Genomic DNA, 20,488 nt, shown 5'->3' on the forward strand with positions numbered 1-20,488 from the left:
GGAGCGGAAGGCGCGCCCGCGAACCGCACGCCCCTGGAGCGCAAATCAACAACCAAGTTTAACAGAGCCTTTGAATAAAAAAGGAAATATATCGGATGCTGTCGTTAGGATAAAAAATTGGTGTATAATAATTGTTAAAAAAGGAGGTGACATGCATGGAAAAGAAACTAGACAGAATGGAAGAAATGTTATCAAGCATAATTTCGATAGTAGGAAACATTAATCAGCAACTGCAGGATATGAAGATAGAACAGCAGGTAATGAAGAAGGAACAGCATGAAATGAAGAATGACCAGCAGGGAATGAGGCAGGAACTAGCCGCCATGGATAGCAAAAATGAGGAGAAATTTACTGAAATACTTAATATGGTGACTGACATTAGAGCAGAACAGGAACATATCTGGGAAAAATCAGCTAGAAATGAAAGAGAGTTAGCTAAACTTAAATTTCACCTTCAGTTATAATCCAACTTCAAAATGAATGCTTCTATTGAACTTCAAAAAAAAAATTTCCCATTATAATTTAGAAAAGCCCAATTCCTCACACAGAATTGGGCTTTCCACGTTTATTTCAATATTTCCACAGCATTCTCCCCATAAACACCCTTCGATTCCAAAAAACGCTGCATTCTTTTGAGCGCTTCTTGAAGCTGGGCCATCGAGGTAGCGTAGGAGCAGCGGACATAGCCTTCTCCGCTTTCTCCAAAAACATGGCCGGGTACGACCGCGACTCGTTCCTGCAAAAGCAGTTGTTCCGCGAACTGTTCCGAGGTCAGGCCGGTTGCTTTAATCGATGGAAACACATAAAAGGCGCCGCCGGGAATATGGCAATCCAAACCAATCTTATTCAAAGTCTGCACGACAAAGTTCCGCCTTCTGCGATAGCTTCGTTTCATCGTCTCCACTTCTTGATAACTGTTGCGAAGCGCCTCAATCGCACCTTGCTGCAGCATCGTCGGGGCGCACATCGTCGTATATTGGAAAATTTTCAGCATAACTTCCACAAAGGGTGCTGGAGCCGCAAGGAAACCTAAACGCCAGCCGGTCATCGCAAAGCCTTTCGAAAAACCGTTGATTAAAATGGTTCGGTCATACATGCCCTCAAGAGCAGAGAAACTCGTAAAGACTTCGTCGTAGGTTAATTCTGCGTATATTTCGTCTGACACAACAATCAAATCATGCTTCTCGACAATTCTGGCGATTTCCGTCAGTTCCTCCTTGTTTAAGGATGTGCCAGTTGGATTGTTTGGAAAACAAAGCAAAATTGCTTTTGTTTTTTCCGTGATGGCATTTTCGAGCTGCTCAGGTGTTAATTTAAAACCATTCGCAGGAGAAGTTGAAAGAGCAACAGGTGTTCCGCCGGCAATTGATACCAAAGGGGCATAGGAAACAAAGGCTGGTTCCACAATCAAGACTTCATCACCTTGGTTTAAAATCGCCCGGAAGGCGAGGTCGATGGCCTGGCTGGCTCCGATTGTCACAATTATTTGATTTTTTGGATCGTACTCGACCCCAAATCTGGTTCCCAGATAGTTGGTGATTTCTTGTCGCAGTTCCAACAATCCCGGATTCGCCGTATAGGCGGTTTCGCCCTGTTCTAGCGATAAAATAGCTGCTTCACGAATATTCCAGGGTGTAATAAAGTCGGGTTCACCGACTCCCAGAGAAATCACATCCTTCATACTGGCGGCCAAATCGAAAAATTTCCTTATGCCGGACGGCTGAAGCTCTTTTGCTGTTTTGGAAAGATAATGGGCATAATCCTGTTTCATGGTGTAACCACCATTCGTTTATCTTTCTCATCACCGCCATCAAAGATGACCCCGTCATGCTTATATTTTTTCAGCATGAAATGGGTGGTGGTGGAAATGACATTATCAATCGTTGATAATTTTTCCGATACGAAGGTGGCGATTTGGGTCATCGTTTTGCCTTCAACGGTTATCGACAAATCGTAGGCACCGCTCATTAGATAAAGGGAAGTGACTTCCGGGAAACGATAAATTCGCTCCGCTACCTCATCAAAGCCGACCCCGCGCTTCGGGGTTACTTTTACATCAATCATCGCAATGATATTTTCCTGGCCCTCTACTTTGCTCCAATCGATTAAGGTCGGGTAACTGATAATGATTTTTTCCTGTTCTAATTTTTCAATCGCCGCTTTAACTTTTGCTTCGCTGCTAAGTACCATGGATGCAATCGTCTCGACGGAAAGCTTATGATCTTCCTCGATGATTTTTAATATCTCAATTTCTTCACTGCTCAGTTTCATATGGTGCCTCCTAAAAATTAAATCTTATTGTTGATTTTAATAGTGGGAGTATGAAAAAACAATGAAAAAGATGCCTGACGCCAAGGAGATTTTTAATAGGGAATTATTAGCAAATTCACCTGACAAGCAGTCGTTGGGTAAAAGTGCTATAATACTTACGGTGTAGAATTTAATATAAGGGGAAATGAACTATGATTCTCGTTGTCGGCGGCGCTGGTTACATTGGCAGCCATCTTGTGAAGGAATTAGTCGAAAAAGAAGAGGTCGTTGTATTGGATAACCTGTCTACAGGTCATCGCGCGGCCGTTGATAGCCGGGCTATTTTTGTTAAGGGAGACCTTGGCAATGAAGAAGATCTGCAAATGATCTTTAGAAGCTATCCCATAAAGGCGGTCATGCACTTTGCGGCGAATAGCCTGGTTGGAGAGTCTGTTGTAGATCCTTTAAAATATTATCAAAATAATGTGGCCTCTACTTTAACGTTGCTGAAGGTCATGATGAAATTTCAAGTGAAAAACTTTATTTTCTCTTCTACAGCGGCAACCTATGGCATCCCGAAGGTAGAAATCATTGATGAATCGACTGTGACTGCACCGATTAACCCATATGGTCATTCTAAGCTGATGGTTGAGCAGGTTCTGGCTGATTTTTCAAAAGCCTACGGATTAAATTATGTGGTGCTTCGTTACTTTAATGCAGCTGGAGCACATGACTCCGCGGTGATTGGCGAAAGTCATGATCCAGAAACGCATTTAATCCCGATTGTGCTTCAGCAATTATTAGGCCAGCGGGATAAGGTGTCCGTGTTTGGGGATGACTATGACACTCCGGATGGTACATGCATCCGCGATTATATCCATGTCACCGATTTAGCTGCCGCTCATATTCTTGCCCTTGAGGCGCTGCTCTCCGGGAAGAAGTCAGCTGAGGTATACAATTTGGGGAACGGGCTTGGTTATTCTGTAAAGGAAGTTATTGAGACCTGTGAAAGAGTAACTGGGGTGAAAGCCAATGTCGAAATGGCCGACCGCCGTGCCGGCGACCCGGCGAGACTAGTAGCATCCTCAGCAAAAATTTTCGAAGAACTAGGCTGGAAAGCCGAGCGAAACCTGGAACAAATCATTGGCGATGCTTGGAGATGGCATCAGGCGCAGAAATACTAAAATGGTGTGGTGTCAGTGTGGTGTCAGGCACCGCGTGTGGACAAATGTCCTTGTATCGTGGACGGTATTTCTGCTTTAATTGAATTCGTTGGAGAGAAGTGGTTTCCACTTCTCTTTTTTATGCCCAAATTTAAGTTACTAGAGTACGTCATTTTGTTGTATCATTATTGGAAGAAATGATTTTGTGAGCTCTGAATTGAGCAGCATAATAGAAGGATGGCATTTAAATGAGGAAACTGTTTAAAGATATGCTTTTCATTATACTGGGTGCGTTTATTTTTGCTGTCGGGGTTAATTTTTTCACGATTCCTAATCACCTTTCCGAAGGCGGACTTTTAGGTATTACCATCATTGTGCACTATTTGTGGAATTGGTCACCAGGGGTCGTGAACTTTGTTCTAAATGCTGTGCTGATCGTGGTCGGCTATAAATTTTTTGAAAAAAGAGCGTTTGTTTATACGCTGATTTCGATTGCGGCCTGCTCAGGGTTTTTATTTTTAACTGAGGATGTCGGCAAACGGATAACGGAGGATACTCTGCTCGCTTCCCTTTTTGCCGGATTATTAGTGAATGGCGGGATTGGCTTTATTTTTCGTGCGGGCGGAACGTCAGGCGGAACGACTATTTTAGCTAGGCTGGCGACGCAATTTTTCGGCTGGAGCCTTGGCAAAGCTGTACTCATTATTGATATTATCGTGGTGGCAGGATCGATTCCTATCATCGGGTTAGAAAAGGCGATGTATACGCTTTTGATTGTGTATGTAGGAGCGAAGGCAATTGATTTCATTGTTGAAGGGCTTGATGAGCGGGTCGCCGTCTTGATTATTTCGAACACACCAGAGCAGGTGCTCGAAGGAATTACGAATAAAATGTCGCGCGGTTTGACCGTTTTAGACGGGCGTGGCGGCTACACTGGACAGAACAAGGAAGTCCTCTATATCGTCATCAATAAACAGGAAATCATCCAGTTGAAAAATATTATTAAAGAAATTGACGAAAACGCCTACGTCACCGTCCATAACGTCCACGAAATGATGGGCAAAGGCTACAAAGCAAGCTAATCAACAGGTGTCTGCTTGTGGAGGACAAATGTCTTTTTGTGGTGCCTGACACCATTAACAACAAAAATTTAAGTTATGAGTGAAGAATGAGACAGCCGGTCGTTGGCAACGAACCAAAAGGAACTTCCAGCACCCGGCCATTTCAATTCCACTTAATGTAACAATCGTTGTCATCATCAGTGGTATTGGCAGTTATGTTTTAAGTAAGATTCCCATCTTGAAAAAATTAGTCCCTTAGAAAACAGCTCCCTGGCCGCATTAAGCCAGGGAGCTTTTGTGTGAAAATTATATTTTTTCGACGCTGACACGTCCGGAAAAGAAGGTGGCGCCGCCGCCCATGTCGGCAATTCGATCGGGGGTGAGGGCGTTAACTAATTGATTGGTTCCCTTCGCGTCGGCCCAGAGGCCCTGGCTGACTACGACCCCAGGAAGAACGTTCTCGCCGATTGAAACCTTCAGCACACATTCCCCGCGGCCATTCCAGGCACGAACCATTTCGCCATCTTGAATGCCAGCTTCCAGGGCATCCTTCTGATTCATTTGCAATCGCGGTTCTTTTTCCAGTTCAATATGTTTCTGATTGTTAGAAAAAGTAGAATTTAAGAAATTATGATTTGGTCCAGGAACAAATTGATAAGGATGATTCCCGTCGTTCACGAGAGGAATATAGGTTGGCAACGGCGGGTGTCCGTCCTGCTTCATCCTACTAGAATATAATTCTATTTTTCCGCTAGGTGTTGGAAGTTTTCCAGGAAACAACGGTTTCACCTTTGCTTTCAGATAATTCGACTCGGCTAACCCTTCAAAATTAATTCCTGCCAAATATGGATTACGCGGGTTATTCAGCGCACCTTCAATCATCTCTGCCTCGCTCTCTTTGAAGGATGCTTCATTACCAAAGCCCATACCCTTTGCCAGCAAGCGGAAAACTTCGACATTTGATTTAGCTTCACCAGATGGTTCAATAACCGGCTGCTGAAGCTGGGCAAAGTGATGCCAGTAGGAAGTATAAATATCTGTATTTTCAAAGGAAGACGTTGCTGGCAAGACAATATCGGCATACTTGGCCGTTTCAGTTAAAAATAAATCGTGAACGACGGTAAATAAATCTTCTCGGGCAAGGCCTTCTCTTACTTTATGACTGGACGGAGCGACAACTGCAGGGTTTGAGCCGTATACAAAAAGGGACTTAATAGGCGGGTCAAGGGTCAGCAATGCTTCTCCGAGCAAGTTCATGTTCACGATACGAGTGTTTTTATTTTTCAAAAGGTCAGGGCGCTGCAGGTAATCAGTATTCGGTGCAAGGAACCCCGAATTTCCTTTAATCGCACCTCCGCCTTTGACAAGCCATTGGCCGGTAAGGGCAGGCAGACAAGCAACGGTACGGACGAACATCCCGCCATTGTCGTGATGCTGCGGCCCGTTTCCAATTCGAATAAACGATGGAGACGTTTCTCCATACATTCGTGCGAGTTTGTAAATGTCCGCAACTGAAACCCCAGTGATGGCGGAAACCGTCTCTGGATCGTACTGAATAACATGTTCACGGAGCTCTTCATGACCAACAGTATAGGTATGGAGAAAATCCTGGTCCACTATGTTTTCGGCAAACAAAATATGCATGAGCCCAAGGGCAAGGGCGCTGTCAGTGCCTGGTAAAATTGGAATAAACCAATCTGCTAATCTTCCAGTTTGGTTTTTATGAACATCGATGACGATGATTTTGGCGCCGTTCTGCTTGCGGGCTTTCTGCGCAAGGGCCACCTGATGCATATTGGTGCTGGCAGCATTGATGCCCCAAAAAATGATCAGCTGGGAATGGATCGTATCTTCTGGGTCGATCCCTAGGCTTCCGCCCATCGTATATTTATAGCCAACAGAGCCGGCTGAGGAGCAAATCGTTTGATCGAGCCTGGAAGCACCGAGGCGGTGGAAGAAGCGGCGGTCCATTCCTTCCGCGCTGAGCCTTCCCATGTTCCCGTAAAAACTGTAGGGAAGGATGCTTTCCGGACCTTCTGATTGAAGCAGCTCTGACCAGCGCGAAGTAATCGTTCTTAGAGCTTCCTCCCAACTAATTCGCGTGAACTTTCCCTCGCCTTTAGGACCAGTACGTTTCATTGGATATTTAAGCCGGTTTTCGTCATAAATTCGTTCCGCCATATTCCGTACCTTGTTGCAGATATGACCTTTTGTAACCGGATGCCCGGGGTCACCCTCGATCTTGACGATTTTCCCGTCTTCTTTATGTAAAAGCAATCCGCACTGATCTGGGCAGTCCAGCGGGCAAACTGAATGAAAAATACCGTTTCGCTCCATGAAAAATCTCCTTCCAAAAGGTTGGCTGCCATCTTACCATCATTAATAGATAGGTAGTGTTGTATAATAGTATAATGGAAGAGGTGCTTTGGTGCCAGAGACGAGTTTTTTTAGTTTAGGGGGCAGGTCGATGGAGGATATTGTATCCATTTTCGGTTATTTGGCGGCGATTTTAACAACGCTTTCATTTCTTCCGCAGGCGATTAAGACGATCAGAGAAAAGAATACGGAAGGCATTTCATTTATTATGTACGGCATGTTCACCGCGGGAGTATTGTTATGGCTGATTTACGGACTGTTTATAAAAGATATCCCCATCATCGTGGCCAATTTTATTACGTTGATTTTAGCGTTAACGATACTAGTGTTGAAGGTGAAATATAGTAGTACCGAAACAAAAATAAAATAAGTGATTTGTAGGACCTCTCCGCCTGTGCAGAGAGGTCTTTTTGATGAAAAAGAAGGAATTATGACTAGAAATGAAGTTTTCCCGTTTTACTAGAAAATTTTAAATAAAGACAAGCTTAGGCAAGTTCTGCGTCCGGTGTCATTCTTTATCGAGAAGTATTTGTTTTCAAAGGGGAATTAATAGTTTTAAAATTAAGAACGTTGGGACAAATATAGAGGAGGTCTTGCTTGTGAAAAAGAAAAAAAGAGGAATGGCGATTGTCGCCAGCAGTGTTTTAGCAATGTCTCTATTAGGTTTTTCAACTAGTGTTCACACATCTGCAAGTACGCAGACTGTAAGCAAAAACTATCTGATTGCTTATAGTCAGTCTTTACCGAAGAACTATCTAGCTGAAATTAAGAATGCTGGCGGTGAAGTATTAAGGGCTATGCCAGAGGTTGGCGGGTTGGAGGTTCGATCCTCAAATCCCAATTTCCTCAGCCAGTTGAAGTCGAGCGGTACTATTGTGGCGGCAAACAATGAAAGGGCTTACAAATTAGAAGATGGTAATCCTGAAGGAGCAGATGGTAAGAGAGTAGATATTACTCCAGATGCTGACGGTACATATTGGAGCTCCCAATGGGATATCCGTTATTTAACTAACGAAGGGAAATCATTTGCAATAGAGTCTGGTGGGACAAAAACGGCGAGCGGCGTCACTCATAAAGCGGTAGTCGGCGTGATCGACTCCGGTATTGATACAGAACATCCGGATTTAAAGAGTAACTATTTGGGTGGAAAGAATTTTGTTCTTGAAAATGGTTATTTTGGTGATGTGGATGAAGAAACAGGTGATCCGAATAACGTAACAGATACAAACGGGCATGGCACACATGTCGCTGGTTCCATCGCTGCAAATGGATTAGTAAAAGGCGTTGGTCCTAATTTAGGAATCCGTGCGTATCGCATATTTGACAGGAGCGGCAGTGCTCCTACTTCACCAATCGTAGAAGCAATCATCCAAGCTGCCAACGATGGTGTTGACGTTATTAATATGTCGATTGGCGGATTCGATAATTTAAAATATTATTTTGATGGCACTCGATATAACGATATTGCCGATGTTCTTCTATGGAAGCGGGCCATCAAATACGCAGTTAATAAGAATGTAACTGTGGTTGCGGCGGCTGGTAATGAGTCACTTAACTATGCTGATAAAAAGTCTTTAACTGACTATATGAATGCAACATATTCTAGTTCAGGGTTCCTTTTCAAAGGGGTCGCGATTGAAACACCTGGCGGACTTCCAGGGGTCATTACTGTATCATCTTCCAATAAATGGTCGACGGATAAACTTGCCTTCTATTCCAACTATGGAAATAGTTTTATTGATGTAGCAGCTCCTGGTGGAGATAACGGTCCAGTTTATGATAGGTCACGTGATTTAGGACAACGAGATTTTACTTATCGGGCCCTGTCAACATGGCCAACAAAAATGGGTAAATATGTTACTATGGTCGATAATAAAGGCTACGCCTACCTTCACGGAACATCCATGGCTTCACCAAAAGTAGCTGGAATCGCCGGTGTTATCAAAGCGGCTCACCCAAATTATACTCCAGCACAAGTGAAGGCCTTAATCGAAAAGACTGCCATAGATTATGGAAAAAAAGGCCATGATGAGCTGTTCGGGTCTGGCGAGGCCAATGCCTATAATGCATTAACTGGTAAATAATATTAAAAGCCTTGCTGGAATGAGTCCCTTCCTGGCAAGGCTTTTATTTTTACAGCCTCACCTCCCGGCCCATTTTCACACACTTTTCACACATTTATCCCGAAGTTCTGCCACACTCTTTGTCTATACTGAAGATGAAAGGAGTGATGAAAATGAATCTAAAAAAAGGATTGATTGTAGGGGTTGGGGCCTTGATGCTGTTAGGCGGCGTTTCTAAAATCCAAAGTGTTTCCGCTGCGGAAAATCAGCCGGCAAAAGTAGAAGCAAAAGCAGGACATGCAGGCAAACGGCTTGAGGTGCTTAGCCAATTTAAAGATCAAATTCATCAAGTGAATCAGCTTCGTGAAGATCGCCTTGATCTGAAGAAACAAATGATTGAAAAAAGGGACCAGCTGCTCGATTTAGTAGTTGCTGCCAAACAAAGCGGCAATAAAGAGGACATGAAGCAGGCAAAAGAAGTAAAGCAGCAACTAAAGTCGCTAAACAGCGATATGAAGACACTTATACAAGAGGGACGCGATGAGCGGAAGGCACTGAAGGAAGCGTTAAAAAATGGCGAGGGCAGTGAACAGTTCGACAAACTGACCGCGACACAGCAAAAGATTAATGAAAAAATGAAAGAGAAACTGGCAGAACTGGATAAGATGATTGAGATTTTAAAATAACATTGTGGAAGAGATAGTATTCAGTGCTATCTCTTCTTTATTATATAATGGAAGCGAGGTGAACCGTTGATGAAGCATATTTTTGTCGTGGATGATGAGAAGAATATAAGAGATATTTTGCAAAAATATATCGAAAATGAAGGCTACAAAGTGACACTTTTTTCGGACGGAAGACAAGTTTTTCAGGAAATGTTGCGGCTTAGGCCGGATTTATTGATCATCGACATCATGATGCCTCATCTCGATGGACTTGAGCTTTGCAAAGACATTCGCCGAGTGAGCGATATTCCGATTATTTTTGTTTCCGCCCGGGACGGTGAATTTGATCGGATTTTGGGCTTGGAGCTTGGCGGGGACGATTACCTGACGAAGCCATTCAGCCCGCGTGAACTGATGGTTCGAATCAAAAATATCTTTAAGCGGCTTGAGAAAACGGCAGGTAATGGGACGCAAATCCTGAACATAAGGGATGTAAATATTGATACGGAGCGGCGATACATAGAAAAAGACGGCCAGGAAATCAAACTGACGACCAAGGAGTACGATTTGTTCAACTTTTTGGCGCAAAACAAAGGGAAACCCTTCACAAGAGAAGAACTGCTGGAGTTTATTTGGGGTTATGAGTTTGCTGGCGATGGGCGGCTGATCGATGATTTGGTGAAGCGGGTTCGGAAAAAATTGGAGCAGCAGCAGTCAACGGTGGTGTTATCGACAATTTGGGGATATGGGTACAGATTGGATGAGTAGGATGAAATTAGGCTCGAAGCTCTTATTCACTTATTTTTTATTGATTATTATTATATTCATCATTACAAGCGTATCCTTTCGCTTTATCTCCCAGCGATATTTGATCCACGAAACCGAGCAGCAGATGCATAAGGAAGCCACGGTGATGAGTCAGTTGCTAGGAAAGTCGGCGCTCTCCAGACCGGTGATTGAGGAGAAGCTCATGAACCGGAAAGCGCTGGCAGTCACCGAACGATTATTGTCTTCTAAAATGATTATCTGGACGGCACAGCAGGAGATTATTTATACGGATTTAAAAGAAGCTGCCTTAGAAGAATTTAGGCAGGGGCCTAGAAGAAATTTTGTTTCAGAAACGGTGCCGATCCAAGCGAAGAATGGGAAGACGCGAGGATATGTAACCCTAGTAGCCAGACTTGATGAAGTGCAGGAACTGAATCGTTTGATGGGGAGGTCGCAGCTGATTAGTTTGGTGCTCTCGGCAATGATCGCTGTGGTTTTAGGCTTATTTTTTAAAAAAGGTATAACACGGCCCATTCGCAACCTTAGCGAACATATGAAAAATTACTCGCTAAAAGGGGCGAACAGAGAGATCCGTCTTGCCACAAAGGATGAAATTGGCGAACTCGCCGAAAGCTTTAATGCTTTGTCGCGGAGGCTGAAGCAGTATGATGAGGACCAAAAGGTATTTTTTCAAAATGCCTCACATGAATTGAAAACGCCGTTGATGGCGATTCAAGGTAACGCTGAAGGAATTTTAGATGGCGTGGTAACCGGCGCAGATGTGAATAAAAGCTTAAATGTTATCATTGCCGAAAGCCAGCGGCTGAAGCGAATTGTCGAAGGAATTACTTATTTAGCAAGACTAGAGAGTGTCGAGGAAAGCTTTGTGTTTAAGCGTGAGTCAATGGAGACTATCATTCAGGAGGCTGTGGATAGTGTTTTGGCATTGGCTGAACAGCGGGAAATCGATATTGTTGTGAAAGGTGCCCTATCCGAACCGGTTATGGTCGACCGTGAAAAAATGAAGCGGGCTTTTATCAATTTGCTAGGGAATGCCATTCGCTACTCAAAATCGGTGGTCATCGTGAAAAGCAGCATAAGGGATGGGAAGACGTTTTTGATAGAAGTAAAGGACGATGGATCAGGGTTCGCGCCAGGAGAAGTGGACAAGGTGTTCCAGCGGTTCTATAGCGGGGAAGAGGGCGGCTCGGGAATCGGCCTTGCCATCACCAAAGCCATCATTGAAGGACATGGCGGAACGATAAATGCGCTGAACGGAGTACAGGGCGGAGCGGTGTTTCAAATTTGGTTAAGGAAGGTGTAAATGCTGTAAATGGTGTCAGGCACCAAACGTGGACAATTCCTGGGTTTTGTCCGCGTATGGTGGACACTCCTTGTGTAACTTCGAAATGGCATTACTGTCCGAGCTGTTTTATTTGATTAATGATGCTGGTAATGTCCTGAACGGTTTGAAAGAGTTCGGTGTTTTGTAAAGCCGATGGGTCTAGTAAGCCGTTCTTAAACTTATTTAAATAGAGGTTAATTCCATCTAATAACTTATTGTTTTGATCAATAATTTGCTGGTGTAAATCAACAGCTATATCCGGTGCTTGCACTTGATTAAATGATTGAATTTCTTGTTTCATCTGCTTTAGCATTTTTTCAAGCTCTTTAGCCGCCTGCTGATTTCCTACAGCTTGTTGAGCAAGAGAAGGTGCTTCATTAGCAAAAGCAGTCGCCTTGTCTAAATAACCAGTTGCCTCGTTTATATACGTGACCGTATTCTTTGCATCATCCAGCAGAGAACAACCACTAAGCAGCAGCAAAAAGCTGGCAAGTAAAACCATTACCCATTTTTTCATTATAAAACCCTCCTTTTTATATTACAGTGGATTGTGCATGCAATAGAAGACCACCACGGATCAGCTGGAAATTCCAACTGTCCACTGAAAGCGTACAAGTGTCCACAAGTGGTGCCTGACACCCTGACACCAATTGTGTTTTACACCAATTGTACTATTATACGTTTGTTAATCTTGTTAGTTTCTGTTTCACCAAAAAAAGCATTGACTATACGGATTCTGCATCCATATTGTCAATGCTTTATTTCTCTTTATTAATTGAAGAACTTCAGTAATCCGTTTATTAATCCATTACATAGTTTGTTTTGGTAGCTGTCGCTGATAAGGTTGGCCCGTTCCCCGGTATTAGTGATAAAGCCGATTTCCACTAAGACTGCCGGTGCGTTATTTTCTCTTATTACCCGGAAGCTCTCGTCCTTCACGCCCCTTGTGACGGCGCCGGTTGCTTTAATGACTTCATTCTGAAGGTAAGTAGCAAGCTGTTTGCTTTCCTCAGGCATCACCCCGTCGACAGAATTAAAATAGGTTTCAATCCCCTGTGCGGCACTAGAACTGCTTCCTGCCGAATTGATGTGAATACTGATAAACGCATCTGGTTTAATAGAATTGGAAAATTCGACCCTTCCATCCAATGAAATAAATTCGTCCGTGCTCCTAGTCAAATAAACTGTAGCCCCGTGCCGTTTTAACATGTCTGCAAATTTTAAGCTAACCTGCAGGTTAATGGTTTTTTCAAGAACACCTGCGGCACTTGCCCCGCCGTCATAACCGCCATGACCGGGATCGAGAACAATCACTTTCCCTTCTAAATCCCGCGAAGCAGGAACCCAAACTCCGCTGGACTCTAAAAAGTAATCCTCGCCATTAACCGTAATCCAGCCAGTCTGCATGATGCCATTATTGTCGGCGTAATACCAGTTGCCTTTATCCTGGAACCACCCTGTTTTCAACAGCCCTGACTGACTAAAGTAAAACCATTTGCCGCTAAGATTCAACCAGCCTGTTTGCCTGGCCCCGCCTGAATTTAAGAAATAACGGCTGCCGTTATCCTCCAGCCACCCTGTTTGCATTTCGCCTTGGCCATTTAAAAAATACCATTTTCCACCGTCAAAAATCCACCCTGACTTCATAGCGAAATCGTCACCAAGGTAATACCAAGTGTTATTCATAAGCAGCCAGCCCTTTTGTAGCTGCCCCGCTTTATTTGCGTAATATTTTTTCGTATCGACAGAAAACCAGCCGCCGCTATATAGGGCACCATCTTTATCGAAATAATATCCTTTCCCATCCAAGGTGGCAAAGCCTGTTTTTAAAGCTCCGCCATTATCGAAGAAGTAGGTTTTCCCTTGCTCTTGATACCAGCCCGTTTTCATCATGCCATTTTGGTCTAACAAATATTTTTTATCATAGTAGATAATCCATCCGGTTTGAATTAGACCTTCATTATTAGAAAAATACCACTTTCCATCCACCTTGCCCCATCCACAGACAAGCGTACCATCCGTGTTAAAAAGAAATCTTTTTCCCAGAATATCCGTGATGCCTTTTGCTGCGGCACCATCGCTAGTAAAATAATATTTTTTTTGGTCTATTTCTTGCCATAGATTCGACCCCATGACACCTAAACTATTAAAATAGTACAATTTTGAATCGAGAGCTAAAAGTCCGGTACTTCTTTCCCCGCTGGACTTAAGATAATACCAGCTGGACCCAAGTTGCAGCCAGCCCGTTTTCATCACGCCGCTTGATTGGAGGTAATACCATTTGTTATTAACATTAATCCAACCGGTCTGCATCACGCCCGATGGGGCCATGTAATACCATTTATTCTGATCCAACACCCATCCAGTTTTCATTGTCCCGGTTTTATCCATGTAATACCACTTATTTCCTATGTATAACCAGCCTTTTACCACCATATCATTTTTGTAGTAGTACCATTTGCCACTTTCCAGCTTCCATCCCGAATTGTCGGCATACGTATGGCTAGTTCCGATCCCCAATCCTGCGAATAACAGGACAAAAATTGAGAAGATTAATAGTTTTTGTTTCAAAGCATAGTACCCCTTTAATCTTTTATTAACTCTAAAGAGTCGGTACAACCCCTAGTTGAAAGGTTGTATGGCTTCTCTACTAGATTCTCACGCTCCCTTATCGCAAATGTTACCAAAAGTTTCCGTTTTTGCTCCCTTTTTATATTAAACTGATTTTTTTATTATGTGAAGGGGAATTCGACATTTTTCTACCAATTTTGGAAATAAGGAGGGGGATAGTGTCGAATAATGAATGTTTCCCGGGGAATGAGTAATCTTGTGTAAAAGAATTGGACGACAAATTTTTATAATCTGCACTTTATATTTCTGTGACCGTAAGATATACAAATAGTAATGAAAACGGAGGTCGCGTTATGTATCCTTACACAAATTACTACGATGCGATAAACAGGCAGCCCCATAAAATGATTACTGATCTTGAAAAGGCTATTGATGGTGAGTATAGTGCGATAAATTGCTATGACAAATTAGCCCAACTTGCGTCGAATGAAAAGGAACGGAAGCAAATCCTTGAAATTCGTAAGGATGAAGTTAAGCATTATCAGCAGTTTGTCCAGCTTTATAGCCGTTTAACAGGCAGACAGCCCCAGCCAAAAATTACGGAAGATTGTCCAAATGTTTATAAAAAAGGATTGGAATTTGCCTTGCAGGATGAACAGCATACCGTTGATTTTTATCTAGAAATCGCTGATGAAGCGACAGACCCAGTAATAAGAAGGATTTTTCGAAGAGCGGCGGCTGACGAACAAAATCATGCCGTGTGGTTTTTGTATTTTTTTTCAAAGATGTAGTAAAAATGTCCCCAAAATCGGGGACATTTTTTATATAAATTTGTTAATCTCCCCCTGAATCTCCGCCACCGCCGTCACTGTCACCGCCTGCATAGGTATTGTCATCTTTAGAAACATCATTATTATCGTTATAATCATTGGAATGAGCTTTTCTTTTTACAGTCGGAAAAATTAAAAAGGCCCCAATAATTAAAATGGTCCCGAAAAATTCTTGCGTTCCGAATATAAGATAAATCCCATACACCAATAGGAGAATACCAATCAGCCATTGAAGGATTCTTATCGTTTTCAGAGACATACCCCCTAGATGTAAAATGTTATAGTAAATAAATATTAGTTGGCAGGACTTTTTATACATTCGACAGCTTGGTCGTTTTCAGCTTTGAACATTTTGTTAAATATTGCGAATATTGCTAATCGAAAAGGCTGATTCCAGTATAATAAAAAGTAGTTAATGCAAAAGGAGTGATTTACTTTGGTACGCAGCCCAAGATTGTGGTTTGCCGGTGCGAAATATCATGTGACCAGCAGGGGAATCAGAAGAAATACGCTTTTTTATGATGAAGAAGATTATGAAAAGTACCTCAATTTAGTAGAAGAAACAAGAAAGCAATATCCATTCATCCTCCACTCGTTTTGCTTGATGACGAATCATATCCACCTCCAGATTGAAACACTTGAATCTCCGCTCAGCATCATTATGAAAAACCTCAATACGAAATACGCGAAATTTTTTAATAAAAAGTACGATTATTCAGGGCATGTATTTGAAAAGCGCTATGGCGCCGAACTGCTTAATTCCCCTGAATATGAACTCGATGTCAGTAAATATATTCACTTAAATCCTGTCAGCGCCGGCATGGTGAACCTGCCCGAGGATTATCCTTGGAGCAGCTATCGAGCTTACAGCGACTTGGAGGAAATTCCGTTAATTGATCCCCAGCCGATTCTTTCCTATTTTCCTCACCCACAGACACAGCATTATAAGCAATATATGAAATCCCACTGGAATGATAAATTTTTCTGGGAAGATGGCAAGCTCTATATGGGCGAGAAGGTGATGTTATAATGTGGGCGCGCGTGACGAGCGTTGGTCTAAAAGTGGATATACAAAAGAATTATCTTTTAACAATGGATTCAGCAATCGGACCCAAATCAAAATCATCCGCCTCGCCCGTACGATTTCCGATTTGCATGGGAACTCCCGCATCACCGACCTAAGCATTTGGGAAGGGGTCAAGTTGAATGGGGGAGCTTGATAGGAAATTATTTTTTTAATCTTTCTTTGATATTTTCAGAGTGTGCGAGCAATATTAAAGCAAGGAGGATGATTGCCAACACGCCGGTCACCCAATGATCATGCTTAATGAACAAATACACAGGGATGAGAAGGAATGCTCCTAGCCCTGAAAAGGTAAAGCTTTTTGTGAATGGATAGGTCACGAGGAAGGCCAGGACAATCACCGGAGCAAGGAACGGCTCAAAGGCAACCATCCCGCCGATGAACGTTGAAATTCCTTTCCCGCCCTTAAATTTAAGAGTAACGGGTTTTAAATGGCCAATGATGGCAAAGGAGAGACCAATTAATTGAATCGGTTCAGAAAAGCCGAGATACCGGCCAATTAGAATGATCAGACTTCCCTTTAAGGCATCCCCAAGAAACGTGATAACAAAGGCCTTTTTGCCATACAGGCGCCCGGCATTTCGCGCCCCGACATTTCCGCTCCCATGCTGTCTTATATCCTTGCGATAGACCACTTTCGCCAGCAGAAATCCAAACATAAGGCACCCAATGAAATAAGAACAGGCAAAATAAAGCCAAATCAATCGAATCACACCTTTCTGGTTGTGTGCAATTTTGGTAGCCCGTATCAAGTTGAATTATATATAATAAAAGTATGGTGGGAAATTCATCCACCTCTTTTTATTTTGAAGTAGAATGCCAAAATCTTCAATTACAATTTTGTGTTGATTGTTTAGAGAGAATTTAGTTCATTATTTGGAGGGTATTTATGTCTAATGTTCTTGTAGTTGGCAGTTATGTAGTGGATTTAATGAGCCGGGCACCTCATCTTCCAAAGCCGGGGGAGACGGTTCTTGGCGGGCCGTTTCAAATGGGGCCTGGAGGAAAGGGAGGGAATCAGGCAACAGCTGCTGCGAGGTGCGGCTCAGAGGTTACGTTTGTCACCAAAGTGGGTGATGATCTTTTTGGTAGAGACGCAATGAAACATTTTGAAGCAGAACATATAAATACCCAATATATTAAGGTTGATCCGAGCCAATCTACTGGAGCGGCATTGATCGCAGTGGATGCGAAAAGTGAAAACAGCATTGTTGTTGCCCTGGGGGCCTGCGGGACTATAAACGAAGAGGAAGTAAAAGAAGCGGAGGAAAGGTTTAAAACAGCAGATATCGTTTTACTCCAATTGGAAACAAGTATTAAAGCGGTAGTCACTACGGTGAAACTGGCGAATAAATATGGTGTGCATGTTATTTTGAATCCAGCACCATATCAGGAGTTTCCAAAAGAGATTCTTTCAGATGTAGCATATATTACTCCAAATGAAACTGAAGCTTTTGAGCTGAGCGGGATAGAAGTAAAAGATGAAGAATCTGCTTTAATGGCTGCAAGGAAGATTTATGAAATGGGTGTTGGCACGGTCATTATCACGCTAGGCGCTAAGGGAGCGTTCCTTTATTCCGGCAGTAACAATGGTGAATTGGTTCCTGGATTTACAGTAGAGGCTGTTGATACAACAGGGGCCGGTGATGCTTTTAATGGGGGATTTGCTCATGCACTTAGCACGGGTTACACCGTAAGGGAAGCAATGACTTTCGCCAATGCAGTGGCCGCTCTCTCCGTGACTAAAATTGGCACAGCAACTGCAATGCCTAATAAGCACGAAGTCGAGGCAATATTAAAGCGAGAAGGTATTGTAAAGTAATAGAACAAAATGCAACTATAAGGGATGCCAGAAAAATTGTTTTTAAACAGTTTTTTCGTCATCCCTTTCCAATTTTAGTGGTCACCTAATTCTAATTGCTTCTTTAGTTCGGTTTGGATTCTTTGCTTTTCTTCTGCTGATACTATGCCATAGTAAATTTTGTTGATCATTTTTCCTGTTTCCTTAATTTCCATCTGCTGAATGTTCTTTCCGGCTTCTCGATAGTTTTTCTGGATATCAACCATTTGATCAAAGGTAAGATTTGTTTTGATGTTTTTTCCCAGTGTTGCAAATATATCGGAGAAATTCGTTAAGCTTGATACGCTTACCCCCTCATTAATGACCGCTTTAATTATCTCTCGCTGCCTTAATTGACGGCCGAAGTCCCCGCGCGGATCCTCGTATCTCATTCTAGAAAATATTAAAGCCTGTTCACCGTCTAGGGTAATGTCTCCTTTTCCAAAATGAAAACCATACTCATCGAATTCAAAATCATTTTGGACATTTACCCCGCCAACGGCATCGACAAGGTCCTTAAAGCCTTCCATATTAATCTTCATATAATAGTCAATTGGGATATCGAGGAAATTTTCCACTGTAGCCATGGACATGGGTACCCCTCCAAATGCATATGCATGGTTTATTTTATCCTCTTTCCCTTTCCCAATTATTTCAGTGCGGGTGTCACGCGGGATGCTTAGCATTTTCACTGAATTATTATTGGGATTTACGGCTAACACGATAATGGTATCAGAGCGTCCTTTATCACCCTTTCGTTCATCTACACCTAGCATTAAGACAGAGAAGGGCACCTTTTTTTCCAATACTACCGGCAGCTCACGTTTTTCCGGCTGGATTCGTTCAACAGGCTGGTGCATCGTTACAACCGCATTTTTAAAAGATTTATAGACGGTGTAACTATATACACCCACAGCCACAAAGATTAGTAACAAAATAATCCCCGTCACCTTTAACCACTTTTTACTTCTCTTCTTCTGAGATCTCATATGATAAAACCCCCATAATTTTAATGATGCCATTTTAATGGTGTCATTGTGCTGTCATTTTGGTGTCAGGCACCGTTCGTGGACACTTTGGTGATTTTGTACGCCCTGGGTGGACATTCGTGATGGGTGATATGTATGGATGATTGAAGGTATGGTTCTTGGTGAAATATGCCGTGTCTTAGAGGTGATTTTTGTTTTTGTCTCGTCATAAAACAGAATCTGGTGGAATCGAGTGAAGGAGCTATAAAGCTTATATTCTAGTTATATTATGAAGTTATCATTTATTTTATCATCTATAGTACATAATTCCCATTGATCTTTAATTAAAATTCAATGAGTTTGATAATTAAAAAAGCCAAACTCTTAAGGAGCAGGCTCTTCATTCGCTGTATTAGTATTTTGACTGTCGGATGTGATATCTGATTCGCTTGAGTTTCCGCCAGTTTGAGTTATTGTACCAGATGTTTCTGCAGTCCCATCTGTTGCTGGGGGCACAGGGGTTTCTTCCTTTTCAATTAAAGCTCCATCTGTGCCAAAAGTATATTCGACACCGCTAATTATATGGGTACCTGTAATCATAACCCCATTAGGATAACCAAGGTAATACCACTTATTATCATCCTGAATCCAGCCAATGGCCATTTCACCGTTTGGCATAAGGAAATACCATTTAGAATCTAATTTGATCCAGCCGGTTTGCATCGAACCATCCTTGTCCAAGTAATACCATTTATTGTTCACCTTCACCCAGCTAGTCTTCATAACTCCATTTTCATCAAGAAAATACCACTTAGTATCGACTTTCACCCACCCGGTTTGCATAACACCGTTGGCATCGAGAAAATACCATTTACTCTTGTCCTTTATCCAGTCAGTTTGTTTGAGGCCATTTTTATAAAAAAACCACTGTACACCTTGTTTTACCCAGCCATCAGCTAATTGGCAGCGTTTAATAAAGTTATCCCATCGAGGCAATAGATTTCTTGGGCAGTTCTTACCTGTCCAATGCTTATGTGGGACCACGTGATCGATTGATATATTGAATAGGTTCATTAAGTATTTAACAACCTCGACCGTATTCGTAACGGTTTGTTCGTAATTTCCGTCCGCATTCACACACATTTCGATATGGATGGATGTTCGATTCCCAGGCCCATCCCTTCCATCTCCGGCTGCCCAAGCTACTTCATCAAAGGGAATGGACTGAATGATTTCATGGTCATCAACCTGCAAATGCCAGGACGCGGTACGGGTATTCCCGCGTTCTTGTAATCTTGCATGTGCCTCCGCATCCGACCCTGTACTCGTATTATCAGTTTCATGAATAGTAATGTATTTTGGATCCATTTTTAACCCAGGACGGGTTTCGGTATTGGAGGCAGGAATGAGTCGTTGAATAATATTCATGGCTTATCCTCTCCTTTATTATATATTTATGAAAAAAGAGAGAATTTGGACAGGGCTTAAGCAGGAGTGAGTTTCT

21 protein-coding genes are annotated in these 20,488 nt (G+C 42.6%); 12 read left to right on the forward strand and 9 right to left on the reverse strand.

What is annotated here, in order from left to right; all coding sequences use genetic code 11:
- Positions 1 to 155: 155 nt before the first annotated feature.
- The gene (locus tag ACIFOT_RS27035) at positions 156 to 464 is read left to right on the forward strand and encodes a hypothetical protein (RefSeq protein WP_430070422.1); all 309 of its coding nucleotides are present in this window, start codon (positions 156 to 158) and stop codon (positions 462 to 464) included.
- Between the two features lie 101 nt (positions 465 to 565).
- Here the strand turns inward: ACIFOT_RS27035 and ACIFOT_RS27040 are convergent, their stop codons facing one another.
- Both ACIFOT_RS27040 and ACIFOT_RS27045 read right to left on the reverse strand, forming a co-directional pair.
- On the reverse strand, positions 566 to 1,771 hold the full coding sequence (locus ACIFOT_RS27040; protein ID WP_430070425.1) for an aminotransferase: 1,206 nt from the start codon (positions 1,769 to 1,771) through the stop codon (positions 566 to 568).
- On the reverse strand, positions 1,768 to 2,271 hold the full coding sequence (locus ACIFOT_RS27045; protein ID WP_430070428.1) for an Lrp/AsnC family transcriptional regulator: 504 nt from the start codon (positions 2,269 to 2,271) through the stop codon (positions 1,768 to 1,770). Before ACIFOT_RS27045 ends, ACIFOT_RS27040 begins: the two co-directional genes overlap by 4 nt.
- A 191-nt stretch (positions 2,272 to 2,462) precedes the next feature.
- Here ACIFOT_RS27045 and galE point away from each other — a divergent pair, with 191 nt between their 5' ends.
- Together galE and ACIFOT_RS27055 are read left to right on the forward strand one after the other, a co-directional pair.
- Positions 2,463 to 3,434: a UDP-glucose 4-epimerase GalE gene (galE, locus tag ACIFOT_RS27050; protein ID WP_430070431.1), complete on the forward strand. Its 972-nt coding sequence runs from the start codon at positions 2,463 to 2,465 to the stop codon at positions 3,432 to 3,434.
- Between the two features lie 227 nt (positions 3,435 to 3,661).
- Positions 3,662 to 4,495 (forward strand): YitT family protein, encoded by an 834-nt coding sequence (locus ACIFOT_RS27055; RefSeq protein ID WP_430070434.1) that lies wholly within the window; start codon positions 3,662 to 3,664, stop codon positions 4,493 to 4,495.
- A gap of 285 nt (positions 4,496 to 4,780) precedes the next feature.
- On the opposite strand, the gene ACIFOT_RS27060 is transcribed toward ACIFOT_RS27055, so the two are convergent.
- Positions 4,781 to 6,811 (reverse strand): molybdopterin-containing oxidoreductase family protein, encoded by a 2,031-nt coding sequence (locus ACIFOT_RS27060; RefSeq protein ID WP_430070437.1) that lies wholly within the window; start codon positions 6,809 to 6,811, stop codon positions 4,781 to 4,783.
- 130 nt (positions 6,812 to 6,941) lie between these two features.
- Here ACIFOT_RS27060 and ACIFOT_RS27065 point away from each other — a divergent pair, with 130 nt between their 5' ends.
- The 5 genes from ACIFOT_RS27065 (at position 6,942) to ACIFOT_RS27085 (ending at position 11,670) form a co-directional block, all read left to right on the forward strand.
- Entirely contained in the window at positions 6,942 to 7,220 is a 279-nt protein-coding gene (locus ACIFOT_RS27065) for a SemiSWEET transporter (RefSeq protein WP_430070440.1), read from the forward strand.
- A gap of 229 nt (positions 7,221 to 7,449) precedes the next feature.
- Positions 7,450 to 8,934 (forward strand): S8 family peptidase, encoded by a 1,485-nt coding sequence (locus tag ACIFOT_RS27070; RefSeq protein WP_430070443.1) that lies wholly within the window; start codon positions 7,450 to 7,452, stop codon positions 8,932 to 8,934.
- Between the two features lie 152 nt (positions 8,935 to 9,086).
- Positions 9,087 to 9,599: a hypothetical protein gene (locus tag ACIFOT_RS27075; RefSeq protein WP_430070446.1), complete on the forward strand. Its 513-nt coding sequence runs from the start codon at positions 9,087 to 9,089 to the stop codon at positions 9,597 to 9,599.
- 69 nt (positions 9,600 to 9,668) lie between these two features.
- Positions 9,669 to 10,346, forward strand: coding sequence for a response regulator transcription factor (locus ACIFOT_RS27080; RefSeq protein ID WP_430070449.1), 678 nt, complete (start codon positions 9,669 to 9,671; stop codon positions 10,344 to 10,346).
- A gap of 145 nt (positions 10,347 to 10,491) precedes the next feature.
- Complete coding sequence (locus ACIFOT_RS27085; RefSeq protein ID WP_430070452.1) at positions 10,492 to 11,670, forward strand: sensor histidine kinase; 1,179 nt, start codon at positions 10,492 to 10,494, stop codon at positions 11,668 to 11,670.
- A gap of 91 nt (positions 11,671 to 11,761) precedes the next feature.
- Here ACIFOT_RS27085 and ACIFOT_RS27090 read toward each other — a convergent pair whose 3' ends face one another.
- Both ACIFOT_RS27090 and ACIFOT_RS27095 read right to left on the reverse strand, forming a co-directional pair.
- Positions 11,762 to 12,208, reverse strand: a complete 447-nt coding sequence (locus tag ACIFOT_RS27090) for a DUF6376 family protein (protein ID WP_430070455.1) — start codon at positions 12,206 to 12,208, stop codon at positions 11,762 to 11,764.
- 254 nt (positions 12,209 to 12,462) lie between these two features.
- On the reverse strand, positions 12,463 to 14,262 hold the full coding sequence (locus tag ACIFOT_RS27095) for an N-acetylmuramoyl-L-alanine amidase (RefSeq protein ID WP_430070459.1): 1,800 nt from the start codon (positions 14,260 to 14,262) through the stop codon (positions 12,463 to 12,465).
- Between the two features lie 353 nt (positions 14,263 to 14,615).
- Here ACIFOT_RS27095 and ACIFOT_RS27100 point away from each other — a divergent pair, with 353 nt between their 5' ends.
- Positions 14,616 to 15,053 carry a ferritin-like domain-containing protein gene (locus ACIFOT_RS27100; RefSeq protein ID WP_430070462.1) on the forward strand — a complete coding sequence of 146 codons (438 nt, stop codon included), beginning with the start codon at positions 14,616 to 14,618 and terminating at the stop codon, positions 15,051 to 15,053.
- 43 nt (positions 15,054 to 15,096) lie between these two features.
- Here the strand turns inward: ACIFOT_RS27100 and ACIFOT_RS27105 are convergent, their stop codons facing one another.
- Positions 15,097 to 15,351, reverse strand: a complete 255-nt coding sequence (locus ACIFOT_RS27105) for a hypothetical protein (protein ID WP_430070465.1) — start codon at positions 15,349 to 15,351, stop codon at positions 15,097 to 15,099.
- Between the two features lie 177 nt (positions 15,352 to 15,528).
- Between ACIFOT_RS27105 and ACIFOT_RS27110 the strand changes: the two genes are divergently transcribed.
- Positions 15,529 to 16,122: a transposase gene (locus ACIFOT_RS27110; protein WP_430070466.1), complete on the forward strand. Its 594-nt coding sequence runs from the start codon at positions 15,529 to 15,531 to the stop codon at positions 16,120 to 16,122.
- 1 nt (position 16,123) lies between these two features.
- Entirely contained in the window at positions 16,124 to 16,312 is a 189-nt protein-coding gene (locus ACIFOT_RS27115) for a hypothetical protein (protein WP_430070468.1), read from the forward strand.
- Between the two features lie 7 nt (positions 16,313 to 16,319).
- Here the strand turns inward: ACIFOT_RS27115 and ACIFOT_RS27120 are convergent, their stop codons facing one another.
- A complete protein-coding gene (locus ACIFOT_RS27120; RefSeq protein ID WP_430070469.1) occupies positions 16,320 to 16,880 on the reverse strand; it encodes a glycerol-3-phosphate acyltransferase in 561 nt (186 codons plus the stop codon).
- 185 nt (positions 16,881 to 17,065) lie between these two features.
- Here ACIFOT_RS27120 and rbsK point away from each other — a divergent pair, with 185 nt between their 5' ends.
- Positions 17,066 to 17,998, forward strand: a complete 933-nt coding sequence (rbsK, locus tag ACIFOT_RS27125; RefSeq protein WP_430070471.1) for a ribokinase — start codon at positions 17,066 to 17,068, stop codon at positions 17,996 to 17,998.
- Positions 17,999 to 18,072: 74 nt separating this feature from the next.
- Here rbsK and ACIFOT_RS27130 read toward each other — a convergent pair whose 3' ends face one another.
- Complete coding sequence (locus ACIFOT_RS27130) at positions 18,073 to 19,005, reverse strand: LytR family transcriptional regulator (RefSeq protein ID WP_430070473.1); 933 nt, start codon at positions 19,003 to 19,005, stop codon at positions 18,073 to 18,075.
- Positions 19,006 to 19,368: 363 nt separating this feature from the next.
- A complete protein-coding gene (locus tag ACIFOT_RS27135) occupies positions 19,369 to 20,412 on the reverse strand; it encodes an N-acetylmuramoyl-L-alanine amidase (RefSeq protein ID WP_430070476.1) in 1,044 nt (347 codons plus the stop codon).
- Positions 20,413 to 20,488 lie beyond the last annotated feature (76 nt).

This window comes from Neobacillus sp. NRS-1170 (genome assembly GCF_050468025.1).